Genomic DNA, 22,315 nt, shown 5'->3' with positions numbered 1-22,315 from the left:
TCACGCTTCGAGTACGCGGTCCATCCACGTCGTCAGATCGTTGATGACGTCGTCGCGGTTGGTCTCGTTGAAGATCTCGTGCCTGGCGCCCGGATAGGTGTAGTAGGTGACGTCTTCGATCCCCGCCGAGTTGTACCGTTCGACTGCGACGTCGGTACGGCTCAGCGCGGCGTTGAGAGGATCCGAGGTGCCGACGAAGACCAGGATCGGAAGGTCTTGTCGCACACCCTCGACGTCGGCGAACCTCGGCCCCGCCGCGATAAGTCCGCCCATACCGGCGTCGTCCAGGCTGAAACCACACAGCGGATCGTTGATGTACAGATCCACCTGCGCTTCGTCACGGCTGAGCCAGTCGTGCGGAGTTCGGGCCGGTTCGAATTCCGCGTTGAACTGGGCGAGGACGTCCGGGCCGTCGTTGACGAGGCTCTCGATCAGATGATCGACGGCGGTAGTCCCCGACAGTGCGACGGCGTCGATCAGGTGCGAATGATCGAGGATGTACTGCTGCGAAGCGAACGAACCGAGACTGTGGCTGAGCAGTACGACGGGCAGGCCGGGGTGTTTGTCGCGGATGATCCCCGTGAGGGTCACCATGTCTGCCACCAAGCGGTTCCAGCCGTCGTCGCCGATGTTGCCTGGGCCGGCGTGCATGCTCTCACCGTGGCCGCGGTGGTCCGCCGCGTAGACGTGGAAGCCGCGAGCATTCAGAGCTTCGGCAACGTGTGCGTAGCGTTTTGCATGCTCACCCATACCGTGCGCGAGTTGAACAACCCCTCGAGGTTCCTGCTCGGTGGGCCATTCGTGGACATGAATGACCACTCCGTCGTCGCTGGTGAAGGTGAACATGCGCTACTCCCGGTGGTCGCGATCCGGACAGGTCATTTCTCATGCTAGATCCGCAGCGGCAATCCATCCGGGAAGTAGGTCCTGATCACCGGCGAGCCTGATTCGTTTCCGCACATCCGGCCTCGGATTCGGATATACCGGACACGGATGTTCCGGAGCCAGTTGTCGACCAGCTTGAGGAGTACAGAGCGATGAATCCCAACCGCGTGCGCAACATCGGCTTGTTGGCGGCTCCACTTGCTGCTCTCGCCCTTCTCAGCGGGTGCGGCTCGGATGAAACGGGAACAGCCGAGAGTTCACCTGCTCCTGCCACCACGACGACTACCTCTGCGCCGACGACCCCGACCGGTACCGCTTCACCCTCGACGACCCATACCGATCACACCCAAACCACAACCTCGACGGCACCCAATCCCGAAGGCTGCGCCATGGGGGAACTGAACGTCACCCTTGGCCAGCCGAACGGCGCCGCCGGTTCCGTGGAGCTTCCGGTTGTCTTCACCAACACGGGCGGCCGCACGTGCACGCTCGACGGTTTCCCTGGCGTCTCGTATGTCACGGGAGCGTCCGGAAGCGAAGTGGGTGCCGCCGCCGGCCGTTCCGGATCCGGTTCACTCCTCTCCCTTGCTCCTGGCTCCGCCGTAACGTCTTTGGTGCGAGCTACGAACGTCGAGAACTACCCGGCAGATCAGTGCGGCGTGACTGACGTTGCGGGACTGAAGGTTTACCCGCCCAACAGCTACGACTCGGTCTTCCTCGCCTACCCCACCAAGGGTTGCTCGATGACCGGCGCGAACATCAACCAACTGACGGTCGCACCGGTCGCCCGCTGAGTCACGGCTTGAGGCGTCGTAGGCCCCAGAGCGCCGGCAGGAGGAACAGGCCCGAAAGGATCAGGACGAGTGCAGCTTCCGTGAACTGAAATCGTCGGACCTGGTCGACTGAGTGGTACCGCGTTTCGTAGTGGTCCACTCCCTGCGCGAGCACACACGCACGGTAGTCGGCATCGAGTTGGGCCAAGAAGGCCTTTTGGCGAACGTAGAAATCCACGTCACTCTCGTCGGCTCGCTGATCGTATTCACTGCCGGCTGTATCGGTAGTGCACGCCTGATAGTCGATCTCGACGGGCTTCCCGTTGGCATCGGTGTATCCGCTTCGCACGATCCACGCCATCGAGGAATCCATGACGTACGTCGCGTAGAAGGTGTCTTGGTCGATACCTTGTGTCAGCACAGTCGGCTCGGCATAGTGCGGCCGTGCCAGATTCTGAAATCCCACCATCAAACCTACGACGGCAATCAATGTGACGGCCACCGCGGCGATGGGTGATCGCACCAGCAGTGATACCGCAGCTCCGGCGACCAACGCCATGAAAGTGTATGCACCCAAGACGATTCCGCTGGAATTGAACAGAGGGAAGAGCATCGAACTCATTCCGTACGACTGAACGGGTCCGACGTTGACCACATAACTCCAACTCTCGAATCCGACCCGAGCGGCTTCGAGAATGAAACCGAGGATCGCGGCTGCGGCAGTGAGCGGAAGAAAGACAACAACGACTCGCATCCAGAACCATCGTGCCCGACTCACCGACTGCGTCAGACCGAGAACATGTGTTTGCTGATCGATGTCGCGGGAGAATACGGTCGCGCCCACCAGCGCCCCGAGTAGTACTGGTAAGGCAGCGGCGATCGTGTTCACACCGGTGACGGTGGTATCCGCCCAACAATCCCAACCGATCCCGACACACCCGAGGTAAGTCCCTCCGCCGTCCACTCCCGAGGTACGTCGAGTTCCGATTCCGCCGACTATCGCTGCTATAGCCAAAGCTGCGATGAATCCCAACGACACAACGAGCGATGTGCGGTGATGCCGCCACGTAACCCAGATCATGCCGCCACCATCGTTTCTGCGCTCAGGTGCCCGAGCACCACGTCGTCGAGAGTTGCGTCGTCGATCACCCAGCCGGCCCGAGGGCTCGGACGGACTCCCTCCACCACATGAGAATTCGACCGCATCCCCTTGTCGGTATGAATGACCGCGCCGGCGCCGACGACATCGGCAGGGTCGCCGTCCCCGATCAATACGTAATGGGCAGCGATCAATTCATCCAACGGACCGGACAATCTCGCGTTTCCGCCGCCCAGAAGAAGGAGTCGATCCGAGACGTCTGCCAGTTCGGAAACGATGTGTGACGACAACAGAACCGTGGTGCCGTACTCGGCAACGTCTTCGAGCAGGGTGGTCGCCACGGATCGCCGCGCCACGGGATCAAGATCCGCCAAGGGCTCGTCGAGAAGCAGCAGTTGCGGCCTGCGTCCGAGTGCCAATGCCAGTCCAACCCTGGTTCGCTGACCTGGTGACAGTGTCTTCGCCTTTGCATCGAGAGAAATCCCAGCGCGCTCCACCAGATCCAGAGCGTACTTCGCATCCCACTCGTCGTTGGTGTACGCGCCGAATCGAAGAAGTTCTGCAACAGTGAATTTGGGGTACAGCGGCTTGTGCTGAGCGAGGTAGGACAGGCCTGGGCAGATGCCGTCCTGATCCGGCGTGCTACCCAGGACCGAGATCGAACCGTGGTCAGGCATCGTCAATCCGACCGCCAAGGACATCAGTGTCGACTTGCCCGCTCCGTTCACCCCCACCAGGGCAGTGATACTTCCGGTGGCCACCTCGAAAGTGCAGGCGTCGAGCACCTTCTTCTTGCCGAAGCGCTTGTCCACGTCCTGCATCGTCAGTGCCGATTCTTGCGCAGTCATGATGTCTCCCCCTGCTTTCCGGACGGATCCGATTCGATGAACGTCTTCTCGAGCTCCAAGCTCACCAATGCTTCGATGTCCGTGCGCTCGAGTCCGGCGGCGACGGCATCTGCCACCCAGCGAGCCAACTCGCGCCTCAGCGCAGAGCTTTCCGCCATGCCGGGCTTCGCCAGGGACTTGACGACGAACGTGCCCAATCCAGGCCTCGGGGCAACAAGTCCGTCGCGCTCGAGTTCCTTGTAGGCCTTCAGGACTGTGTTCGGGTTGATCGCGAGCGCTCCCACGACGTCCTTGGCTGTGGGCAGCCGATCCCCGACGTGGAGATCACCGAGCCTGAGCGCCTGCTTCACCTGAAGGACCAATTGCACGTAAGTGGGAATGCCGGATCGGCGGTCGATACGGAAGTCGATCATCCGAACCCTTTCACTAGTTCATTAGTGGAATAGATATTTACCCTGCCTTGACCTCCCGGGTCAAGCCCGACGACCCCTGTAAAGTGCAGATGCCCCGGCTTGCCGGGGTGCCACGCTGCTCGTGTGAAGTTCGGTGAAACCCCGGCACTGTCGACGCAACTGTGAATTCGCCCGGCACTACTCGAGGCGAACGAGTCAGGTCACCGGCCTCGTGGCGACACGATGGTTCTCGGACGAAGGACCGCTCGTGGCGCTTCCCCTCGCGGCCGCGCTGCTCGCGGCCCTCGTCCACTAGCGGAGGGGTGGCTGTGAGTACTCGGCCGACACGTAGATTCAGATCCGTACTTGCAGCGCTGACGGTGAGCACCGCACTGCTTGCCGGTGCCTGCAGTAGTTCGACGTCCGACGCACCCACGACCACAGCCGCCTCGGACGGTTCGTTCCCGGTGACTGTTGTTTCCGGTCCCACGGATTCCGGCACGGACATCACCATCGAGTCACGTCCGCAGTCGATCGTGTCGCTCAGTCCCAGCGCCACGGAAACCTTGTGGGCCGTCGGCGCGGGCGACCAGGTGAAGGCCGTCGACAATCAGTCCGACTACCCGGCCGGTATCCCGGTCACCGATCTCTCGGGCTTTCAACCGAACGTCGAGGCCATCCTCGGTTACGCACCGGATCTGGTGATCGCGTCCGATGACATGAACGATCTTGTCTCCGGACTGCAAAAGGCGAAGGTGCCGACACTCCTGCTACCGGCAGCGACCAGCATCGACGACGTCTACGCCCAAATCGAGCGCGTCGCGACGGCCACCGGCCACGAGGACAAGGGCACCGAAGTTGTCGACGCCATGCGCTCGGACATCGACGCCGCTGTCGCCAGTGTTCCTGCGCGCCAACAGCCGCTGACGTACTTCCACGAACTCGACTCCTCGCTCTACACCGTCACGAGTTCGAGCTTCGTCGGGCAGATCTACTCGCTGTTCGGAATGAAGAGCATCGCCGACGCCGCGGGGCAGGGCGACTATCCGCAGCTGTCCGCCGAATTCGTGGTGCAGGCCAATCCCGATCTCATCTTTCTCGCAGACTCCCAATGCTGCGGAGTGACTGCAGAATCCGTCGCCGCCCGACCCGGGTGGAGCGGCATGAAAGCGGTTACCGGCAACCAGATCCATGTGCTCGACGAAGACCTCTCCAGCCGGTGGGGACCTCGTGTCGCCGATCAGGTGAAGGCTGTCGCGGCCATCGTTGCCCAAGTTCCCGCGGCCTGAGCATTCGATGATCAAAGCCGGTATCTCCCATCATCGGACGGCCGTTCTGCTCGGCGCCGCGCTGATTCTGTGCGCTGCCTTGCTGATCGGTGTTCTGGTGGGGCCGGCCGGTTTGACGCCTGATCGGACAATTCTCGAACTTCTGGACGGAATACCCGGCATCAACATCGATTCCGGTCTCACCGCGACACAGCAGGCGATTCTCTGGCAGATCCGGCTTCCGCGAGTAATCCTGGGCGCCTTGGTCGGAGCCATGTTGGCCGCGGCCGGCGCCGCATACCAAGGTGTGTTCCGAAATCCCTTGGCGGATCCGTATCTCCTCGGCGTTTCGAGCGGAGCCGGACTGGGTGCGACCCTCGCCATCGTTTCGGGTGGCGCCCTGGGCATGTTCGGAATTCCCATGGCCGCCTTCGTCGGTGGTGTGCTGGCCGTGTTCGCAACATATTCGCTCGGCCGAAGCATTGGCGGGCCGCAGAACGCGGTAGTCATCATCCTCGCCGGTGTCGCTGTCGCGGCGTTCACGAATGCAGCGCAGACTTTTGTTCAGCAGCGATTCGACGATTCACTCCGTGAGGTCTATTCCTGGCTGCTCGGCGGATTGTCCACCGACGGTTGGTCGGAAGTTCTGGTCGTCCTGCCGTACGTCGTGCTCGCATCTGTCGTCATCCTCGTACACCGGCGCGTACTCGACGTGATGGCGGTAGGTGACGTCGAAGCCTCCAGCCTCGGCGTCGATCCGGCCAGATCGCGCCTGGTACTGGTGCTCGCTGCAACACTGGGAACAGCTGCAGTAGTGAGCGCCAGTGGGCTCATCGGCTTTGTCGGAATCGTTGTTCCCCATGCGGTTCGACTGGTCGTCGGCCCGTCGCATCGGCTGCTTCTCCCCCTGTCACTCATGCTGGGTGCGGCGTTTCTCGTCCTCACCGACGTCGCCGCCCGCACGGTCATGGCGCCGGCCGAACTCCCGATCGGCGTTGTGACCGCGATGATCGGCGCCCCGTTCTTCCTTCTGGTTCTGCGCCGCAGTCGAGTTTCCGCATGACCGACACCGCAGTGCGATGCCGCGACCTCCGAATCAACCTCGGCGGCAAAGACGTCGTCGACGGCATCGATCTCGATGTGACACCCGGCGATTGGGTTGCCGTGGTCGGGCCGAACGGCGCCGGCAAGACGACCTTGATGCATGCCCTCGCTGGATTGATTCCGTCCACCGGTGAACTCACCGTCGGGGGACTCAACCCACGCAGTTCGAGCCGCAAGGCCATGTCCGCCGTCGTCGCGCTGATGCCTCAGCGTCCGGTGGTACCCGAGGGCGCCACGGTTGCCGAACTGGTTGCGCTCGGCCGTACACCGTATCTCCGACGCTTCGGCACCGAAACCGCCACAGATCGTTCGGTGATCTCCTCGGTGATCGAAAGGCTCGACCTCACCGAGTTCGCCGATCGACGAGCCACCGAACTTTCCGGCGGCGAATTGCAACGCGTGGTCCTGGCTCGGGCACTGGCTCAAGAGCCGCAGGTACTGCTCCTGGACGAACCCACCAGTGCTCTCGACATCGGCCACCAACAGCAGGTTCTCGACTTGGTGGAGGAGCTGCGAGAAGCCGACGACATCACGGTCATCGCCGCGATGCACGACCTCACCCTCGCAGGTCAATACGGGCGACGAATCGTGTTGCTGGACAAAGGCCGCGTCGTCGCCGACGGCGCGCCCTCAGCGGTATTGCAAGCCGACCTTCTCGGCCGTGTGTACGGAGCTCGGGTCGAAATCCTGGACCGGCCCAGCGGTCCCATAGTTGTTCCGATTCGGCAGGAAGGCACGCGCTGATGGAACTGGTGTTGCTCGGCACCGGTGCTGCTGACGGTTGGCCGAACCCGTTCTGTACCTGCCCTTCCTGTCTGGCGGCCTTGTCGAGTGGAACCATTCGCGGGCACACTGCCGCTCTGGTGGACAACCGAATCCTGTTGGACTGTGGTCCGGAAGTACCGCGAGCGGCGTCACGCTACGGACGCACATTGGCAGGCGTGGAACACATTCTGCTGACGCACTCTCATCCCGACCATCTGGGCCCGATGGCATTGCTGTTCCGGTCATGGGCCTGTCGCACCGAACCACTACAGGTTCTCGGGCCACCGGACGCGCTCGATCTCTGCCGAGACTGGGTAGGCCCCGCCGATCCGGTGACCTTCACGCCGCTCGAGCCCGGTCAGTTGATCATGTTGGGCACCTATCGTGTTCGCACACTCGAAGCCGCGCACGAAGTACCCACCCTTCTCTACGACATCACCGACGCATCCGGGACCCGAGTCTTCTGGGCCACCGACACCGGACCTCTGCCTGAATCCACTGTCGACGCCCTCGCCGACGCCTGTTTCGACGCCGTCTTTCTCGAAGAGACCTTCGGCTACAAGACTGACCACGGCACCGGGCACCACGATCTGCCGACTTTCGCGAGAACCGTGTCACAGCTACGCAATTGCACCGCGATCACCGACAGAACCGATGTGGTTGCCGTACACCTCGGACACCACAACCCAGTCGAAAACGAACTCGCCGAGGCACTTCGTGTGTCCGGGGCGCGAGCGGTTCCGGATGGAACTGCGCTCGAGATCGGGGTAGGACAGAGCCATCGAACTCTGGTCACCGGTGGCGCCCGTTCGGGCAAGTCCACTTACGCAGAGGCCTTGCTTGCCGGCTACCGGCACGTCACGTACATCGCCACCGGGGATCCGCAGGACGACGATCCCGACTGGATCGAACGAATTGCGTCGCATCGCGCGCGGCGTCCGTCGACGTGGACGACGGTGGAGACCTCCGAGGTGTCCGAGATTCTTTTAGGCGCAACAACACCGATCCTGCTCGACTGCCTCGGCACGTGGTTGACCGCATGTCTGGACCGACATCAGGCGTGGGCGACGGGAGATCTCAGCGCCGTCCACGTGGACATCGACCACTTGGTCGACGCCTGGGCCGCCTCTCCGGTACCGATTGTCGCCGTGACCAACGAAGTGGGTAGCGGCGTCGTCCCGGACACGAAGTCCGGGAGGCTGTTCCGTGATCTACTCGGTCTGCTGAACAGCCGCATCGCCGGTGCGTCGGAGTCCGTGGTTCTGATGACCGCCGGACTCCCCCAGCACCTGCGGGGGTGACGTCAGAGCAATCCGGTGAGCTGACGCGCACAATCAAGTAGGAACCCGACCAACTCTCGATCCCCCTCCGTCACTCGCCCGCTCGCTCCCTGAACACACAGCCCGCCGGCCACCTGGTCTGCGCGATCGCGAACCGGTACTGCCACCGCGGATCGACCCAGGCGACATTCCTGGTTCTCGAATGCATAACCCTGCAGACGAACCGATCTCAGCTGTTCGGACAAAGCATCGAAATCACCGATGGTGAACTCCGTGACCCGACGAAGTTCCAAACCCGAGAGCAACTGCTCGTCGTGCGCCAACAGAACCTTCCCCAGCGCATTCGCGTGAAGGTTCTTCGGCAGTGCGGCTATTCCGATGATCTCGTGGTCCGGATCCTTGTCGACGAACCGCAAGCGCCCACCGGCGAATGACGCAACGTGCAATCCGAACCTCGTGTGTGTCCGCATGTCCTCGACACGCTCGTGCAGCGTCGGCGCCGGACCACTCGACGACGCCGCATGCGAGAGCTCGGCAGTTCGACGCCCCAACGCGAACCCCGACAGATCTGGCACTCGTACGAGGAAGCCCTCCGCCACCAACAGATTGAGCATGCGATACGCCGTGGCCGAAGGGACGCCTGCAAAAGTGGCGATATCCTTCGCGGTTGTTCCCGGTCCCAGATGAGCCACCGCCTCGAGCATCCCCAGCGCCTTCTGAACTGCACGCGGTTGTTGTCCACTGAAGTGGGTCTCTTCGCCGATCCGTTTGTCTGATCGTGGACCAGCGGTTGCACGGTCCGCGGTCACCGCCCATGCTCCGGCGAGTTACCCTCGGCGGTCCCACGATCCGGTACGAGTCGCCTTCGCCCGTCACCGTCTATCAGCAGAGTGCCAGCACCGGGCAACAGGTCCGCCGTCTCGACGCTGTCGAAAGCGCCGAGCATCAGAAGGCTTTCAGGTCTGGCTCGTCGAAGCAACGAACTCCACACTGTCCCCGACACAGCAACAGCAAGAGCAGCGATCGGCAGTGCCCACATCCCGTGAACCGCACCGTCGAGAACGATGTAGACCAGTAGACCGGCACCGGCGACGCTCACCGACACCGTGCATATCCGGGTCAGCGAAGTATGTTCCCCGATTCGGCGCAAGAACTTCCACGAAGCAAAGGCCACCAGCGTGTAAGCGCAGACCAACGCGGTCTCCACCACGCCGTCGAAGGATCCCGAATCGTCGCGAACCGTATCCGAATAGATGAATACGCCCACCGCACTTACCGCGACGAACGCAAGTACCGCAACGTACGGGGTACGGAACCGTCTGTGCACGCGAGCGAGCGGCGCAGGCAGTACCCGTTCGATCCCCATCGAGTACAACAACCGCGAACCCGCCTGCGCACAACCGAGAGTGGATGCGAACCAGGAACACGTCATTCCGATCTTGACTGCCAGAACCACCTCCGCGCTGGCCCCGGATGCCGTTCCCTCGAAGTACGCTCCGACGATCGTTGCGCCGTGGCCGGTCATCGCCGCCCAGGCCGCAAAAACGAAGAGGACCCCGCAGATGATCGGCGAAATGAGGACCGTGCGTGTGACGCTGATGAGTGGTCGCTTCGCTTCTGGGCCGAAGAAGGCCGAACTTTCGAAGCCCGCCATGCTGAGTACCGTCAGCATCGCGAGAAACGGAACTGCACTCAGCGACGGATTCGGCAGGGCAACAGCAGTTGTCGTGTCACTGTGCGTCGCCAGCATGACTACGACGATCAGAATCAGCGAGCACGCCTCGACAACGAGGATCGCTCGAGTGGCGAACCGAACGCCTCGCACTGCAATCCACGCGACGGCCAGGGCAATCGCCACCGTCGTGATCACCGTCGCCGCCGTCCCCCGCACGTCGGGTCCGACAATGGCGATGGTATCGAGCAGACTCGGAACTGCCTGGGAGAAAACCGAAACCGAGATTCCGAGATACCCGAGCACCAGTGCCGCGCCCGCTGTCAGTGTCGCCCGGATACCGGAGCCTTGGAAGACGAAGCTGTACAACGATCCTGCTGCGGCCAGTCTCCGTGTGAACTGAGTGATGCAGAACGCAACGAGAAAAACAGCCGAAGTTGTCGCAGCAATCGCAGCCAACCCGACGTAACCGGGACTGTAGGTAATCATCCACAGGGCGATGAACACCATTCCCGTTGCGGGTGCGATCGTGGAGAGTGACTGCCCCAACAGATCGATCGGGGTCAGACGTCCCCGTCCGAGACCACGGAGCGGGGAGAACACGGGCTCACTGTGTTGATCCGCATTCTGCGCTCGCGTGATCGCTGCACGCAGTGCCGCACTCACGGCCATGTCTCACCGTCCGTCGCGTCCAGGCCCGAACCTACGAGCGAATTGTCAGAATTCGGTCAAGTTAGTCCGCTTATGTTTCCGCGCAGTTTCGACGATGGCGCGCACAGAACTTTCAAGTGGGAATCCGACTCTGTTTCCCACCCAGCGTCATGCCGGATCCAGGGCAGCCGACGATGCCCTGCCCCGCCGGCAGCGGCTTCACCTGCGAGTTCTCCGATTCTCACACGACAACTGCTCTCTCAGTTGCACCTCGTCCAGGCGTAGCGCGGTCGACGCGGGTTCGCAGCATCGCCCGTACAGGATGTGTCCCACACACCACCGGCACTACCTGAGAGGAACGGAGGAAGCATGGGCTTGGTCAGCGCCACCACTTCGGCGATCATCGGATTCGTTCTCCTGCTCGCCGGCATTCCCAAGCTGAACGAGCACGACGGGGTCCTTCGTTCAGTGCGCGGATACAAAGTGTTACCGGTACGACTCGAAGCGCCGATCGCTCGCATCCTTCCCGTCGCGGAAACCGTCGTAGGCATCCTTCTGGTTCTCGGCGTTGCCCAACGCCTCGCTGCCTTGGCTGCTGCCGTCATGTTCGCGTCGTTCTTCACGGGCCTCACGATCAACCTCCTGCGTGGGCGACGCGATCTGGACTGCGGATGTTTTGCATTCGGAGTCGGCGAGATTCCGCGAATCGGATGGTTCCACGCCGTTCGTGCCGGAACACTCGCGGTGATCGCTGTGGCAGTGGCGGCCACCGCCGGACAGGCTGAGATCGGCGTCCAGGTCGTGGCGGCGACCTTCGGATTCCTCCTCGTTCTGGCTGGAGTTGCTCTCGCACAGATTCGTTCGGTGGTCCATCTGGGGCGACGCCCTGTCGACGACTACCTGTCGAGCGCCTCCATCCGACTCCGTACCGCCGAAACCACATCCCGGTACGGCTCGTGAACCACACTCACCGCACCGAAAACTCGAAGGCAGGACTTCCACGATGACCACTTTCCTTCTCGTCGCGACTGTGATCCTGGTGATCGCCGTAGCCGTTCTCTTCCTGATGGTTCTTGCTCTGGCTCGTGAAATCGGCCGCGTCCAAGTACGTCTCGGACCTCTTGGCGCCCGGATGATGGATACCGGCCCCAAGGTCGAACAGGTCGGCCCGTCGTTTGCCGGTCTGATCGACCAGGAAGGACGAACCGTCGGAGTCGGTGGTCACCGCGACAAGCCCCAACTCCTGCTGTTCACAGCACCGAGTTGCTCGACGTGCAAGAGCCTTCTTCCCGGCGTAAGGGCAATGGCCCGAGCCGAATCGGATCTCGACGTGATCATCATCTCCGACGGAACACCCGAGGAGCATCGCGAGTTCCTGGCCGGCAGCGGGATCGGTTCCGAGCTCAGTTACATCGACGCTCGCGACGTCGGTATCGCGTACCAGGTGGGCACCACTCCGTACGGCGTGATTCTCGACGAGCACGGCAAGATCCGAGGGAAGGGCCTGTGCAATCACATGGCTCAGGTGGAAAGCCTGCTCAATGCACTCGAAACCGGCACCCCCTCACTCCAGCACCTTCATGCCCAGGCGAAATCCGGCAGCGCGGCCTGATCTTCCCGCACAGTTCGATCCTCTTCACGAATCAGGAGAAAATCGTTGGACGACAATGAATTCCCGCAGCACAACATGACGGAGAACCGATATCCCGTCGACGAGGCGACAGTTCAGGCCCAGGCCGAATGGATGGCCGGCCAAGGCGGTTCGCTCACCAGTCGAACCGGACGCAAACTTTCCGAACGAGTTTCGCGGCGGTCCATGATCAGTCGGATCGGCAAGTGGACCATGGGTGTGTCAGGAGTGGCACTGATCAGCACACTTCCTGTGACGCGCAGTGCCTTCGCCCAAGAGCCCGAGGTTCCTGCACCGGCACCTGGCCCCGAACCCCTTGTCCCTGTCTACGACGGTAAAGATCCGGCCGAGTGCGAGTACTGGCGCTGGTGCAACATGGACGGAACGTCTTGTGCCGCATGCAACGGCGGCGGTGTTACCACCTGCGCCCCCGGCAGCAAGCCCGGCGCAGAGTTCTGGGTCGGATGCTGCACGAACCCTGATACCGGTAAGACCTATCTGATCGCCTACTACGACTGCTGTGGTGCGCCTTCGTGTTCCAACGCATTCTGCGGCGAACCGGACATGCAGGCCGTGATGTACAACCCGGTCTCCGGAAGCTACGACCAGGAAATCATCTGGTGTGTCTCCGACGAGTCTCAGGCATACACCTGCACGATGGCGCCCATCATCGGTGAGGACTGCCAGACTCGACCGGCCGAGCGCCCCAAGGTCGGTGCCGGATCATGAGCAGTCCGCGAACCCGAAAACTGGCGCGCCCCGCCGTTGCCGTCATCCCACTCACCGTCGTACTCGCGCTGGCCGGTTGCAGTTCGTCCGACAACGACGAACCGTCCAGCGCAGGTGATGTCACCTATCCGACAGTTCCGTTCGCTGCTCCGGGCGAGGGAATCTCCCTCGGACACGACGACCAGGAAATCGGCGATACCATTCCCGAGCCATTGCACGTCGGTTCGATCACCCCGATCGCAGCTGACCGCCTCCTCGGCGTCGAAGGTGGATTCGGCCAGCTCGAGCTCAGCGTCAACGTCATCGATCCGAAGACCGGTGTGGCCGAGAGCCGGATCACCGTCGGCCCGGGCATCTGGGATCCGGTCATTCACGGATTCGTCGGGGATTCCGCCGAAGATCCTGCGGTGCTCGCTGCGGAGGTGTGGCGCCCCCGAGGTTCCCGTGGCGCAGCCGATTTCACGGTCAGCACCTACTCCGGCAACCTGCTGGAACCAGCCGAGGTCATGCTTCCGGACGTCGCACGCGTACATTCCCGTCCCGGCTCCAATGCGGTGACCTCGGACGGCAAGTTCTTTGTCACTTGGGATGACGGTTTGTACGGCATCAGAGTGGTCGATCTCGAGAAGAAGGAAGCAACCGGCGCACTCCAGATAGTCGGCTGCGGTCCGTTCACGTGGATGGTCGATCACGAGCTGTACAGCGTCTGCGAGGACTCCCGGGAACTGCTACACGTCACGATCGGTGACGACGGTGTTCCCAAGGAAACCGCCCGAAGCAAGGTCCTACCCGAAGATTTTGTCTCCACCCGAAAGGTCACGTGGGCATCGGAAGCACAAAAAGCCTTGCTGGTCAGTGAGAACGGCGATGTGTACGTCTTCGACTTCTCCAACGGACTGCCTCAGGAAGGTGTCAAGCCGATCGGGAACGCTGGGCAGGACTCCGGACGATTCTCGGAGAACGTCATCAACGCCGACGCAACCCGGCTCGCAATCGCGTACACGGACACGGCTATTCATCCGGACTCTGCTCGGGGAGGCTCACTGGTCAAGATCGACCTGTCCGATGCAACGACCTTCGCCCCGGTGAAGAGCTTGACGCTTGCAGACCTCGGCCTGACAGACATCAAGAGCATGACCTTCTCCGTCGACGGCGCCACGTTCTACGTGCTCGGTACAGGACCAGAAGTCGAAGGCTCCGCTCCGCAGAAGATCGTGGGTTACAACGCGAGCACCGGCGAGCAGGTCAGTTCCGTCGATGTCTCGGGCAACGTCGGGGATGTCAGCGGGTTGATCACACCAGAAGTACTCCGATGAGCCGTCCCGGATCCGGTGTGGTGATGGGCCGACGCCGCTTCCTGAGTTTGGGAGCACTCGGCGCCGGAGCACTCGGGCTCGGCGCCATGGGGACGATTGCCGGATGCAGTTCCACTGCAGCATCTCCGACGCCCACGACCGATCTCGACTACATCCTGCCCGCCGACCCCGAAGTTGCCGCCGCAGAATCGGCGCGAGCCTGGAACGGGACCACCGCTGCGTTTGCCCTTGCCGCCGGATTTTCGACGGTAGATCTTGGCGGACGCCTCGTGGACACGTGGACGTACGGAGGCGCTGCGGTGGCTCCGGAACTTCGACTGAAGTCCGGTGACCGGGTGAACGTCAGCGTCCAGAACGGCCTCGACGCCGAAACAACACTGCACTGGCACGGAATTCGAATCCGCAACGACATGGACGGCGCGGCACCCACCACGCAGGCTCCCATCGGCGCCGGTTCAAGTTTCGAGTACAACTTCATCGCCCCGGATCCGGGAACGTACTGGTACCACTCGCACAGCGGATTACAGGCCGATCGGGGGCTCTTCGGCGCCATGATCGTCGAGGATCCGAACGACACCACCGGGGCCGACGTCGATGCCGTCCTGGTGCTCGACGACTGGCTCGACGGATTGGGAACCAACCCGGATTCCGTCCTGATGGCCCTGAACCCGGCAATTTCGGGCGGGCACGGCGGACACGGCGGTGGGGCAACAACTCCGGCGGAACACTCGGAAGCCGACATGTCCGTCGCGCAGCAGTTGGTGAGCGGCGGACACGGTTCTTCCGAACCACTCGGCGGGATGACTCAACACATCGCGTATCCGCTGCACTTGATCAACGGGCGGCCACCCGATGATCCTGCTGTCGTCACTGCAGCGCCCGGTTCGACCCTGCGACTACGAATCATCAACGCAGCGGCCGAAACTCCGTACCGGTTCGCTGTGGCCGGTCACGAGATGACAATCGTCGCTACCGACGGCTACGACGTGGAGCCAACTCCTGCCGACACAATCATCGTCGGCATGGCCCAACGCTACGACGTATTGGTGACGGTGAAGTCGGGAACATGGCCGGTGGTAGCGAAGGTCGAGGGCCGAGATGGTTATGCGTCGACCGTCCTACGCAGCACCGACGCGTTGGCCCTGGCGAACCCGGATGTGGGCGGAAACCTCTCGGAACTGGCCGGGCGGCTGGTAACCGAAAGCGAACTCCGGCCAACGGAATCCGCACGACTCGAGACGAAGACGCCTGATCGCGACTACCACATCGAGTTGATCCAGGCCGGCGATCGATACGTGTGGGGAATGGCGGGAGCCGATGCGGGCAAGCTCGTCATGAAACAGGGCGAACGGGTCCGCATCACGATGAAGAACACGTCCACGATGTGGCATCCCATGCACACCCACGGCCACACCTTTGCGGTACCGGATTACGGCGGGCTTCGCCGCGACACCGTGAACGTCCTACCCGGCACCGAGCTCGCCATCGAGTTCGACGCCGACAATCCCGGCGAGTGGATGTTCCACTGCCACAACACCTACCACTTCGAAGCAGGCATGACGGCAAATCTGCGTTACGTCCGCTGACAAGTCGAAGAATGGAGAAAACCCCCTCATGAAGAAACTCGTTCCCGCTTTCCTCGCAGCCTGCGCGGCATTGAGCCTCACCGCCTGCAGTAGTGACGCCGGTGCGTCGTCGGACGAACCTGCCGTCGTGATCGAGGTGAAGAACATGGCGTACACACCAGCATCGGTCACCATCGAGAAGGGGCAGACCGTCGAATGGAAGTTCGACGACAGCGGACTCCCCCACGACGTGGTCGGCAACGGTGATCTCGACGGGAAACTGAAGAGCGAGTTGCTCACCGAGGGAACCTTCTCGTACACGTTCGACGACACCGGCACCTTCACCTACCACTGCACGCCCCACCCGATGATGGTGGGCACCGTGATCGTTCAATAGTGAGGAGGTGGATCGCCGGCTTCGTCCTCGCCGTCACAGCGACGTGTGTTTCGTCCTGCGGCACAGAAGATCCCGTCCCCGACGTGGTGGTCGAGATCAGCAATGTTCAGTTCAGCCCGATGGACGTCACCGTGGAACACGGCGGCACCGTCGAGTGGCGCTTCGACGACGGTGGACTCCTGCATCACGTGGAATCACCCGGCCTGTTCGACAGTGGTATCACCGGAGACGGAACGTTCCGGCACACGTTCGAGAGCGTCGGCGTCTACGAGTATTCGTGCTCCGTCCACCCGTACATGATCGGAGTCATCACAGTGCTGTGAACTCTGGCTCATCACTTTTCGCTGCGACTTCGACTCAATACTTTTCCTGAACGACAAACACTTCGGAGGATCCGATGACTACTGTTCTCTCACACGGCCCACTGCAGACCGATGTTCCTGACATCCGGCCGACCCTTCAAGGCTCCGTCGGCACCGCGACCCGTGTCAGCCTCGTCGCGGCGGGCGCTGCTGCGGGTGCCGGCCTCGCACTCGTGGCCACGCCATCTGCGACAACAGCTTTGACCACAGCTGTTATCGGCGCCGGACTGGTTACGTCGCTGGCCGCGAACTGGTCGACCTGCGGAATGTCCGTCGCCGGAGTTGTTGCCGCGCCGAAGCAGGTAGATCGGAAGGGATCCTCGACTCCCGTCCGCCGACTCAGCTGGCACGCACTGGGTTCGGTCACGACGGGGGCCGTCACCGGGGCATTGATCGGCGCTCTCGGTGCGACGATGTCCGGCTACGTCCCGATCGGCTGGGCGCTGGGCATCTGGGCCGTCGTCGCGGTTGCATACGGGCTGCACGAGTTGGGGGCAGTGAGGATGCCGACTCCGATGCGGCGCCAACAGCTTCCGCGCCATCTGCGCCGCACCATGGCGCCCTGGAAGGTCTCGCTGATCTTCGGCGCGATCATCGGTCCGGGATTTCTGATCTTCATCCGCTCCAGTGCGTACTACCTCCTGGCGCTCGGCGTCATCGCCTCGGGTTCACCGGCTCTCGGCGCGGCGCTGTTCACGGTCGTATCCCTTGGCCGCTGCATGCCCAGCCTCGCGGCAATCGTGCACACCAAGCGTGGTGGCTCGATGCCGGGATTCCTCTCGATCATGTGCGTCGTGGACCGTCGCGTGCAGAGCGTCACCGGCGCGGCATTGATCGCACTGGGAGCATTCGCCGCCGCAGCACTGATCTGACTGTCGAGCTAGCACCCTTCATCTCGAGTGAACACACGCTCCGACTCTCGGGAGCGTGTGTTCACTCGACAGAAACCGTGCACACTCACCCCGCGTCAGGGAATCGACAGCGCCACCTGGACCGAGTCCTCCGACGGCGACGTCACCTTTGCGTCCCGACTCCACAGCATGTCCAGCGCTGCCTTGGGCTTGGCAAGAACCCACTCCCGCGCGGCGTTCTTGATCAGCGTCGGAGTTGCGCACCCGCAATCGCTGTTCACCCCGTCGGCATCGATGCCGACGTCTCGGCACAGCGCCACAGCGCGGGGCACGTGATACCCCTGAGTGACGATCAACGCCTTGGTCACCCCATACGTATGTATGGCCCGGAAGCAGGTGTCATAGGTGTCGAGGCCGTACGGATCCCCGACGATGCGACGCTCATCGATTCCCTGCTCCACCAGGTAGTTCGTCATCGCCGCGATCTCGTCACCCGAGCCTCCGTTCGCGTCGCCGGAGACCAGGACCGCTTTAGCCTTTCCCGCTTCCACCAGTTCGACTGCTGCGTCCAGTCGCCCTTTCAGGAACGCCATCGGCTTACCGTCCTTGATCTGCGCGCCCAGCACGATCACTACCGGAGCGTCGGGAGCATCGGCGGCGTCTGACGTATGTCCGGCCGACGCCACGGAAATCCACACGATCGAGCCCGCGTAGACAACTGCTCCGAGCACCGCAACGCCTGCGACCCATCGAGGCCATCGGCGCTTCCGCGGCGGTTTCACCGGATCTGCAGCGGCTTCGTCCATTCTTCGATCAAACCACACGGTTTGCTCATGGCTCTCGCGCTCGGTCGATCCTCCATCCCTCCGCGCCACTGCGCTCGGCCCACAGATCCGAGTACTTTCCACCGTGCGCGATCAGGTCTTGGTGAGAACCCACCTCTTCAACTGTGCCGCCTTCGAGAAACACGATGTGATCTGCTCCCTGAATAGTCGACAGGCGGTGAGCGATGACCACCACCGTTCGACCACGGGCCAATCGGTGAATTGCCTCGGTGATCGCTACTTCGTTCTCGCCGTCGAGGGCGGAAGTCGCTTCGTCGAGTAGAACTATCGGAGTGTCCTTGAGGAAGGCGCGCGCAATCGACACCCGCTGACGTTCACCGCCGGACAGCAGCGATCCGCCTTCACCTACTCTCGTCTCTTCGCCGCTCGGCAGACGATCGATCACTTCGTCCAGCCTGGAATCGACCACCGCTTGGCGGACCTCCGACTCGGTGGCATCCGGTCTCGCCAACCGAACGTTCTCCACAATGGTTCCGTCGAACAGGTAAACCTGCTGCGAGACAGTCGATATCCGAGACATCAATGCTCTCGTTCCGATGTCGCGAACATCTACTCCCCCGATCGACACCGTTCCTTCGTCAACGTCCCAGAATCTGGAGATCAGCCGAACCAGCGTTGTCTTCCCGGAACCGGAAGGGCCGACCAACGCGGTGACCGAACTTTCCGGGAATTCGAGGCTGACGCTACGAATCACGCGATCCGGGCCGTAGCCGAAGGAGACCGAATCGAACCGAATATCATACGACGTAGGCTCTTTCGGCACCTCAGGCGCCGCCAGCACCGGTACATCGATCATCTCTCGGACAGATCCGAGCGACACGCGGGCCAGTGAGATACCTTCACCGAATCCTGCGAGCATTTGCATCGGCTCCACGAACCTGACGGCCAACACGAGAACAACTATCACGCTTGCGGTGTCGATGGACCCGGTGGTGACCAGCAGTGCCGCCAGAGCCAGTACAGCAAGGAAGGCAACCTGAACGACGATCATGAAGCGCAGCAGATACTTGTCGACCGAGCCGATTTCCTGGAGGTGTGCGTCCCGGTTGGACACAAGAGCTTCGTCCAGCCGATTCCATCCTTCGTCACTCTTGCCGGCTGAGCGCAGAACCTGTTGTGCCTGTGCGTATTCGACGACGCGCGACGCCAACTCGGATTCACTCTTGCCAATCGCCTCGTATTCGGGCACAACCGCCCGCTGCACGTTGCGGTAAGCACGAATCCCCAGTGGAACGAAGACGACCATCGCGAAGGACAATCTCCAGTCGACGAACAGGACAGCGATCGCCACGGTCGCGGGAGTGACGGTCACGGTGACGAGTTGCGCGACGATCATTCCCGGGATGCTCATCAAGATCGCTGTGCCCTCGGTGACCAGACGAGTGAACGCTCCACGGTTTGCCTTACTGAACCACCCGAGCGGAATCTGCACCAGATGCTCGCCCAGTCGGTGCATGATTCCACCGGCAAAACGCTCGATTCCGATGCGGTACGCACGATTCTCGGCTATCCACCGTACGGCGCCGCAGGCCGCCGCCACGAGAGCAGCCGAGACAACCCATGGAATTGCAGCGCCGTAGTCGCCGCGGACAACCGCTTTCAGTATCGGGATCGTCAAGGCGAAAACGACACCCTCGAGTATCCCGGCGAGCGTGAAACCTACTATCTGGCCTCGCATCCCGTTGTCTCGTCCGAGGATCTCGTCCAGGTCCCGAATCATTGAAGTACCTTCCGCGGAATCATGTCCTCGCCGAGGGGATTCTGGAGCGCCCACATCCGCGCGTAGGTTCCCCCGAACCCCGACAGCTGTTCGTGTGTACCCTTCTCCACAATTCTTCCGTCGTCGAGTACGAGTATCTGGTCCGCGTAGCGGATGGTGTGCAGTCGATGAGCGATCACCATCATGGTGCCGCCGTCTGCACTGATCTCGCCCAGCGCCCGTTGAACGGCCGCTTCGCTGTGCGGATCAGCCTGCGAGGTCGCCTCGTCCAGGATGACGATCGGCGGATTCTGAAGGATCGCGCGAGCGATGGTCAGGCGTTGCTTCTCCCCACCCGACAACTCACCACCCGAACTACCACCGATCTCGGTGTCGTACCCGTCGGGCAGTCGCATGATCACGTCGTGAATCTGCGCCCGCTTCGCTGCTGTCTCCACCTCCAGATCGGTTGCATCCGGCCGACCGAGCCGGATGTTCTCGCGCACGGTATCCCGTAGGAGGACAACATCCTGGAAGACGATCGCCATCGATTTCAAGACTTCACGACTGGACTGATCTCGTACATCGCTTCCACCGAGGCGAACAGACCCGTCCGTCACGTCCCAGAACCGCGGAAGTAGACGTGCCAACGTGGTCTTTCCGGAGCCGGACGGTCCGACGATCGCGGTAACGGTGCCCGGTTGCATCTCGAAGGAAATATTCTCGAGGACGCGCTGCCCGGCGGTGTATTCGAACCCTACGCAATCAAACTCGACCAAGGTGCCCCGAGCCGAGACCGGATCCTGGGGTTCGGCCAACGCGGGTTCGCCGAGAATGCCCTCGACGTGAGTGGCTCCCAGTTGGCCTTCGCGGTAGAGGTTGGCCATCGTTCCCAGATGGAGAACCGACGACGGCACACCTATCCCGACGACCAGAAAAGCAACAAGAGCTACCGGGGTGATCCAGCCCCCGGAGAGCAACGCAATCCCCGTCGCCGTGATGACCACGATGAGCACCGCCGGAGAGAGAAGGATCGACATCGCGACCACCGGCCTTCCCATCCCCGACATCCATCGCACGCACACCGCGACCATCGAATCCACAGCACTCGAGTAGCGCGCGAACGCGCGACTCCCACTCCCGTACGTCTTGACAACCTCGATGCCGTCACCCAGTTCGACTGTTGCAGAGGTCAATGTCGCCATGGCGCGGTTCCACGAGTCGACGTTCGTTCGATACGCATTGCGCATCGATGGTGCGGCAAGGGCGAGACACACTCCGATGTAGCCGACCAGGACAAGACTGAACTTCCAGTCGATCGCCACCAGATAGACCAGAGCCACTACCGGCGACAGGATGGCAGGCACCACGTCGGCAGGAAGATGAGCGACGAGAAGATGCATCCGTTTGACGTCGTCGGTCATCGCTTGTTTCACTTCACCGGTTCCGCCGTTTGCGAACCACCCCAGAGGAACTCGGGACAGGTGCCGCGCGATACGCGAGCGGATCGAGTACTTGAAGTGTGCGTCGGCGGTGTGACACACCGTCAGGGCCGCGTTGTAGACCACGAAACCGAGAACTGTGCCCGCTGCGCCGATCGCGGCCCACCACCAGATCACGTTCAACGACGTGCCGGTCAAGAGCACTCGTGCGATCTCGACCACCGCAACGTAGGGCAGAAAGCGCAGCGGCACCGACAGCGCAGACAGACCCGCCCCCAGGAGGAGTCGATCTCTCACCGGCGCGATCATCCTGCCCAAAGAGTCGCGGTCGACGAGTCCGCGCGAATCATCTGAGGCTGCAGCCTCGTTCACTTTCATGTCGTCACTCACTCTTCGACGATGATCGTGCCGGTCATGTTCGGATGTGGTGTGCATGTGTACGTGAAGGTTCCGGCTTTGTCGAAGGTCTGGCTGTAGGTTCCACTTCCTTGCAGGTCACTCTTGGTCCCGAGTTCCGCGAACACGACATCGTGTGGCATACCTTGATCCTCGAAAATCCACGTGACGGTCTGTCCCGTGTGCACGGTGACGGAGTTCGGCGTGTACGCAAGGTTCTTCACCGAGATCTCGACCGGCGTCTGCTCGGTGGATCCCGTCGAATCGCTACCGCACGACGTCAGGGTAAACACGGCTGCAACAGCGATCAAAGTGGTCAACCCGGTGCGAACTGACATTCTGCTCT

23 protein-coding genes are annotated in these 22,315 nt (G+C 62.1%); 13 read left to right on the top strand and 10 right to left on the bottom strand.

The features are described 5' to 3' along the window. A complete protein-coding gene (locus tag DBV08_RS23920; RefSeq protein ID WP_124569099.1) occupies nt 1–846 on the bottom strand; it encodes an alpha/beta hydrolase in 846 nt (281 codons plus the stop codon). A 191-nt stretch (nt 847–1,037) separates the two neighbouring features. Between DBV08_RS23920 and DBV08_RS23915 the strand changes: the two genes are divergently transcribed. Next, nucleotides 1,038–1,679 carry a DUF4232 domain-containing protein gene (locus tag DBV08_RS23915; protein WP_124569098.1) on the top strand — a complete coding sequence of 214 codons (642 nt, stop codon included), beginning with the start codon at nt 1,038–1,040 and terminating at the stop codon, nt 1,677–1,679. Between the two features lies 1 nt (nt 1,680). Here DBV08_RS23915 and DBV08_RS23910 read toward each other — a convergent pair whose 3' ends face one another. Genes DBV08_RS23910 through DBV08_RS23900 form a run of 3 tightly spaced genes read right to left on the bottom strand, consistent with a single transcriptional unit; the run spans nt 1,681 to nt 4,018 of the window. Then, complete coding sequence (locus tag DBV08_RS23910) at nt 1,681–2,739, bottom strand: ABC transporter permease (protein ID WP_260395731.1); 1,059 nt, start codon at nt 2,737–2,739, stop codon at nt 1,681–1,683. Next, nucleotides 2,736–3,605, bottom strand: coding sequence for an ABC transporter ATP-binding protein (locus DBV08_RS23905; RefSeq protein ID WP_124569097.1), 870 nt, complete (start codon nt 3,603–3,605; stop codon nt 2,736–2,738). The genes DBV08_RS23910 and DBV08_RS23905 overlap by 4 nt, the downstream gene beginning before the upstream one ends. Continuing rightward, nucleotides 3,602–4,018: a GntR family transcriptional regulator gene (locus DBV08_RS23900; RefSeq protein ID WP_095972039.1), complete on the bottom strand. Its 417-nt coding sequence runs from the start codon at nt 4,016–4,018 to the stop codon at nt 3,602–3,604. The genes DBV08_RS23905 and DBV08_RS23900 overlap by 4 nt, the downstream gene beginning before the upstream one ends. 308 nt (nt 4,019–4,326) lie before the next feature. On the opposite strand from DBV08_RS23900, the gene DBV08_RS23895 reads away from it, so the two are divergent. Genes DBV08_RS23895 through DBV08_RS23880 form a run of 4 tightly spaced genes read left to right on the top strand, consistent with a single transcriptional unit; the run spans nt 4,327 to nt 8,435 of the window. Continuing rightward, nucleotides 4,327–5,286 (top strand): ABC transporter substrate-binding protein, encoded by a 960-nt coding sequence (locus DBV08_RS23895; protein ID WP_124569096.1) that lies wholly within the window; start codon nt 4,327–4,329, stop codon nt 5,284–5,286. Nucleotides 5,287–5,293: 7 nt separating this feature from the next. Then, nucleotides 5,294–6,328 carry an iron ABC transporter permease gene (locus DBV08_RS23890; protein WP_124569095.1) on the top strand — a complete coding sequence of 345 codons (1,035 nt, stop codon included), beginning with the start codon at nt 5,294–5,296 and terminating at the stop codon, nt 6,326–6,328. Continuing rightward, nucleotides 6,325–7,113: an ABC transporter ATP-binding protein gene (locus DBV08_RS23885; RefSeq protein WP_124569094.1), complete on the top strand. Its 789-nt coding sequence runs from the start codon at nt 6,325–6,327 to the stop codon at nt 7,111–7,113. The genes DBV08_RS23890 and DBV08_RS23885 overlap by 4 nt, the downstream gene beginning before the upstream one ends. After that, a complete protein-coding gene (locus DBV08_RS23880; RefSeq protein WP_124569093.1) occupies nt 7,113–8,435 on the top strand; it encodes a bifunctional adenosylcobinamide kinase/adenosylcobinamide-phosphate guanylyltransferase in 1,323 nt (440 codons plus the stop codon). Before DBV08_RS23885 ends, DBV08_RS23880 begins: the two co-directional genes overlap by 1 nt. 2 nt (nt 8,436–8,437) lie before the next feature. Here DBV08_RS23880 and DBV08_RS23875 read toward each other — a convergent pair whose 3' ends face one another. Then, complete coding sequence (locus DBV08_RS23875; protein ID WP_124569092.1) at nt 8,438–9,223, bottom strand: IclR family transcriptional regulator; 786 nt, start codon at nt 9,221–9,223, stop codon at nt 8,438–8,440. Then, on the bottom strand, nt 9,220–10,758 hold the full coding sequence (locus tag DBV08_RS23870; protein WP_124569091.1) for an APC family permease: 1,539 nt from the start codon (nt 10,756–10,758) through the stop codon (nt 9,220–9,222). Before DBV08_RS23870 ends, DBV08_RS23875 begins: the two co-directional genes overlap by 4 nt. 348 nt (nt 10,759–11,106) lie before the next feature. Between DBV08_RS23870 and DBV08_RS23865 the strand changes: the two genes are divergently transcribed. From DBV08_RS23865 to DBV08_RS23830, 8 genes are all read left to right on the top strand, one after another. Next, on the top strand, nt 11,107–11,697 hold the full coding sequence (locus tag DBV08_RS23865) for a MauE/DoxX family redox-associated membrane protein (RefSeq protein WP_124569090.1): 591 nt from the start codon (nt 11,107–11,109) through the stop codon (nt 11,695–11,697). Between the two features lie 43 nt (nt 11,698–11,740). Beyond that, nucleotides 11,741–12,349: a redoxin domain-containing protein gene (locus tag DBV08_RS23860; RefSeq protein WP_095972032.1), complete on the top strand. Its 609-nt coding sequence runs from the start codon at nt 11,741–11,743 to the stop codon at nt 12,347–12,349. A gap of 75 nt (nt 12,350–12,424) precedes the next feature. After that, nucleotides 12,425–13,096: a methylamine dehydrogenase light chain gene (locus DBV08_RS23855; RefSeq protein ID WP_029256402.1), complete on the top strand. Its 672-nt coding sequence runs from the start codon at nt 12,425–12,427 to the stop codon at nt 13,094–13,096. Then, on the top strand, nt 13,093–14,412 hold the full coding sequence (locus tag DBV08_RS23850; RefSeq protein ID WP_124569089.1) for a hypothetical protein: 1,320 nt from the start codon (nt 13,093–13,095) through the stop codon (nt 14,410–14,412). Before DBV08_RS23855 ends, DBV08_RS23850 begins: the two co-directional genes overlap by 4 nt. After that, a complete protein-coding gene (locus DBV08_RS23845; RefSeq protein WP_124569088.1) occupies nt 14,409–15,998 on the top strand; it encodes a multicopper oxidase family protein in 1,590 nt (529 codons plus the stop codon). The genes DBV08_RS23850 and DBV08_RS23845 overlap by 4 nt, the downstream gene beginning before the upstream one ends. A gap of 28 nt (nt 15,999–16,026) precedes the next feature. Continuing rightward, nucleotides 16,027–16,374, top strand: coding sequence for a plastocyanin/azurin family copper-binding protein (locus tag DBV08_RS23840; protein WP_095972029.1), 348 nt, complete (start codon nt 16,027–16,029; stop codon nt 16,372–16,374). Next, nucleotides 16,374–16,697: a cupredoxin domain-containing protein gene (locus DBV08_RS23835; protein WP_095972028.1), complete on the top strand. Its 324-nt coding sequence runs from the start codon at nt 16,374–16,376 to the stop codon at nt 16,695–16,697. Before DBV08_RS23840 ends, DBV08_RS23835 begins: the two co-directional genes overlap by 1 nt. A 74-nt stretch (nt 16,698–16,771) precedes the next feature. Beyond that, nucleotides 16,772–17,608, top strand: a complete 837-nt coding sequence (locus tag DBV08_RS23830; protein WP_124569087.1) for a methylamine utilization protein — start codon at nt 16,772–16,774, stop codon at nt 17,606–17,608. Nucleotides 17,609–17,703: 95 nt separating this feature from the next. On the opposite strand, the gene DBV08_RS23825 is transcribed toward DBV08_RS23830, so the two are convergent. Genes DBV08_RS23825 through DBV08_RS23810 form a run of 4 tightly spaced genes read right to left on the bottom strand, consistent with a single transcriptional unit; the run spans nt 17,704 to nt 22,307 of the window. Then, nucleotides 17,704–18,393 (bottom strand): vancomycin high temperature exclusion protein, encoded by a 690-nt coding sequence (locus tag DBV08_RS23825; RefSeq protein ID WP_124569086.1) that lies wholly within the window; start codon nt 18,391–18,393, stop codon nt 17,704–17,706. Nucleotides 18,394–18,418: 25 nt separating this feature from the next. Then, the gene (locus tag DBV08_RS23820; protein ID WP_124569085.1) at nt 18,419–20,152 is read right to left on the bottom strand and encodes an ABC transporter ATP-binding protein; all 1,734 of its coding nucleotides are present in this window, start codon (nt 20,150–20,152) and stop codon (nt 18,419–18,421) included. After that, nucleotides 20,149–21,963: an ABC transporter ATP-binding protein gene (locus DBV08_RS23815; RefSeq protein WP_260395730.1), complete on the bottom strand. Its 1,815-nt coding sequence runs from the start codon at nt 21,961–21,963 to the stop codon at nt 20,149–20,151. Before DBV08_RS23815 ends, DBV08_RS23820 begins: the two co-directional genes overlap by 4 nt. After that, nucleotides 21,960–22,307 (bottom strand): cupredoxin domain-containing protein, encoded by a 348-nt coding sequence (locus DBV08_RS23810; RefSeq protein WP_095972024.1) that lies wholly within the window; start codon nt 22,305–22,307, stop codon nt 21,960–21,962. Before DBV08_RS23810 ends, DBV08_RS23815 begins: the two co-directional genes overlap by 4 nt. Between the last annotated feature and the right edge of the window lie 8 nt (nt 22,308–22,315).

Origin of the sequence: Rhodococcus sp. KBW08 (assembly GCF_003852455.1) — a bacterium.
GTDB classification, from domain to species: domain Bacteria; phylum Actinomycetota; class Actinomycetes; order Mycobacteriales; family Mycobacteriaceae; genus Rhodococcus_F; species Rhodococcus_F baikonurensis.
Note: the sequence above shows the minus strand (reverse complement) of the source record. Positions and strands in the feature narration are given on the sequence as shown.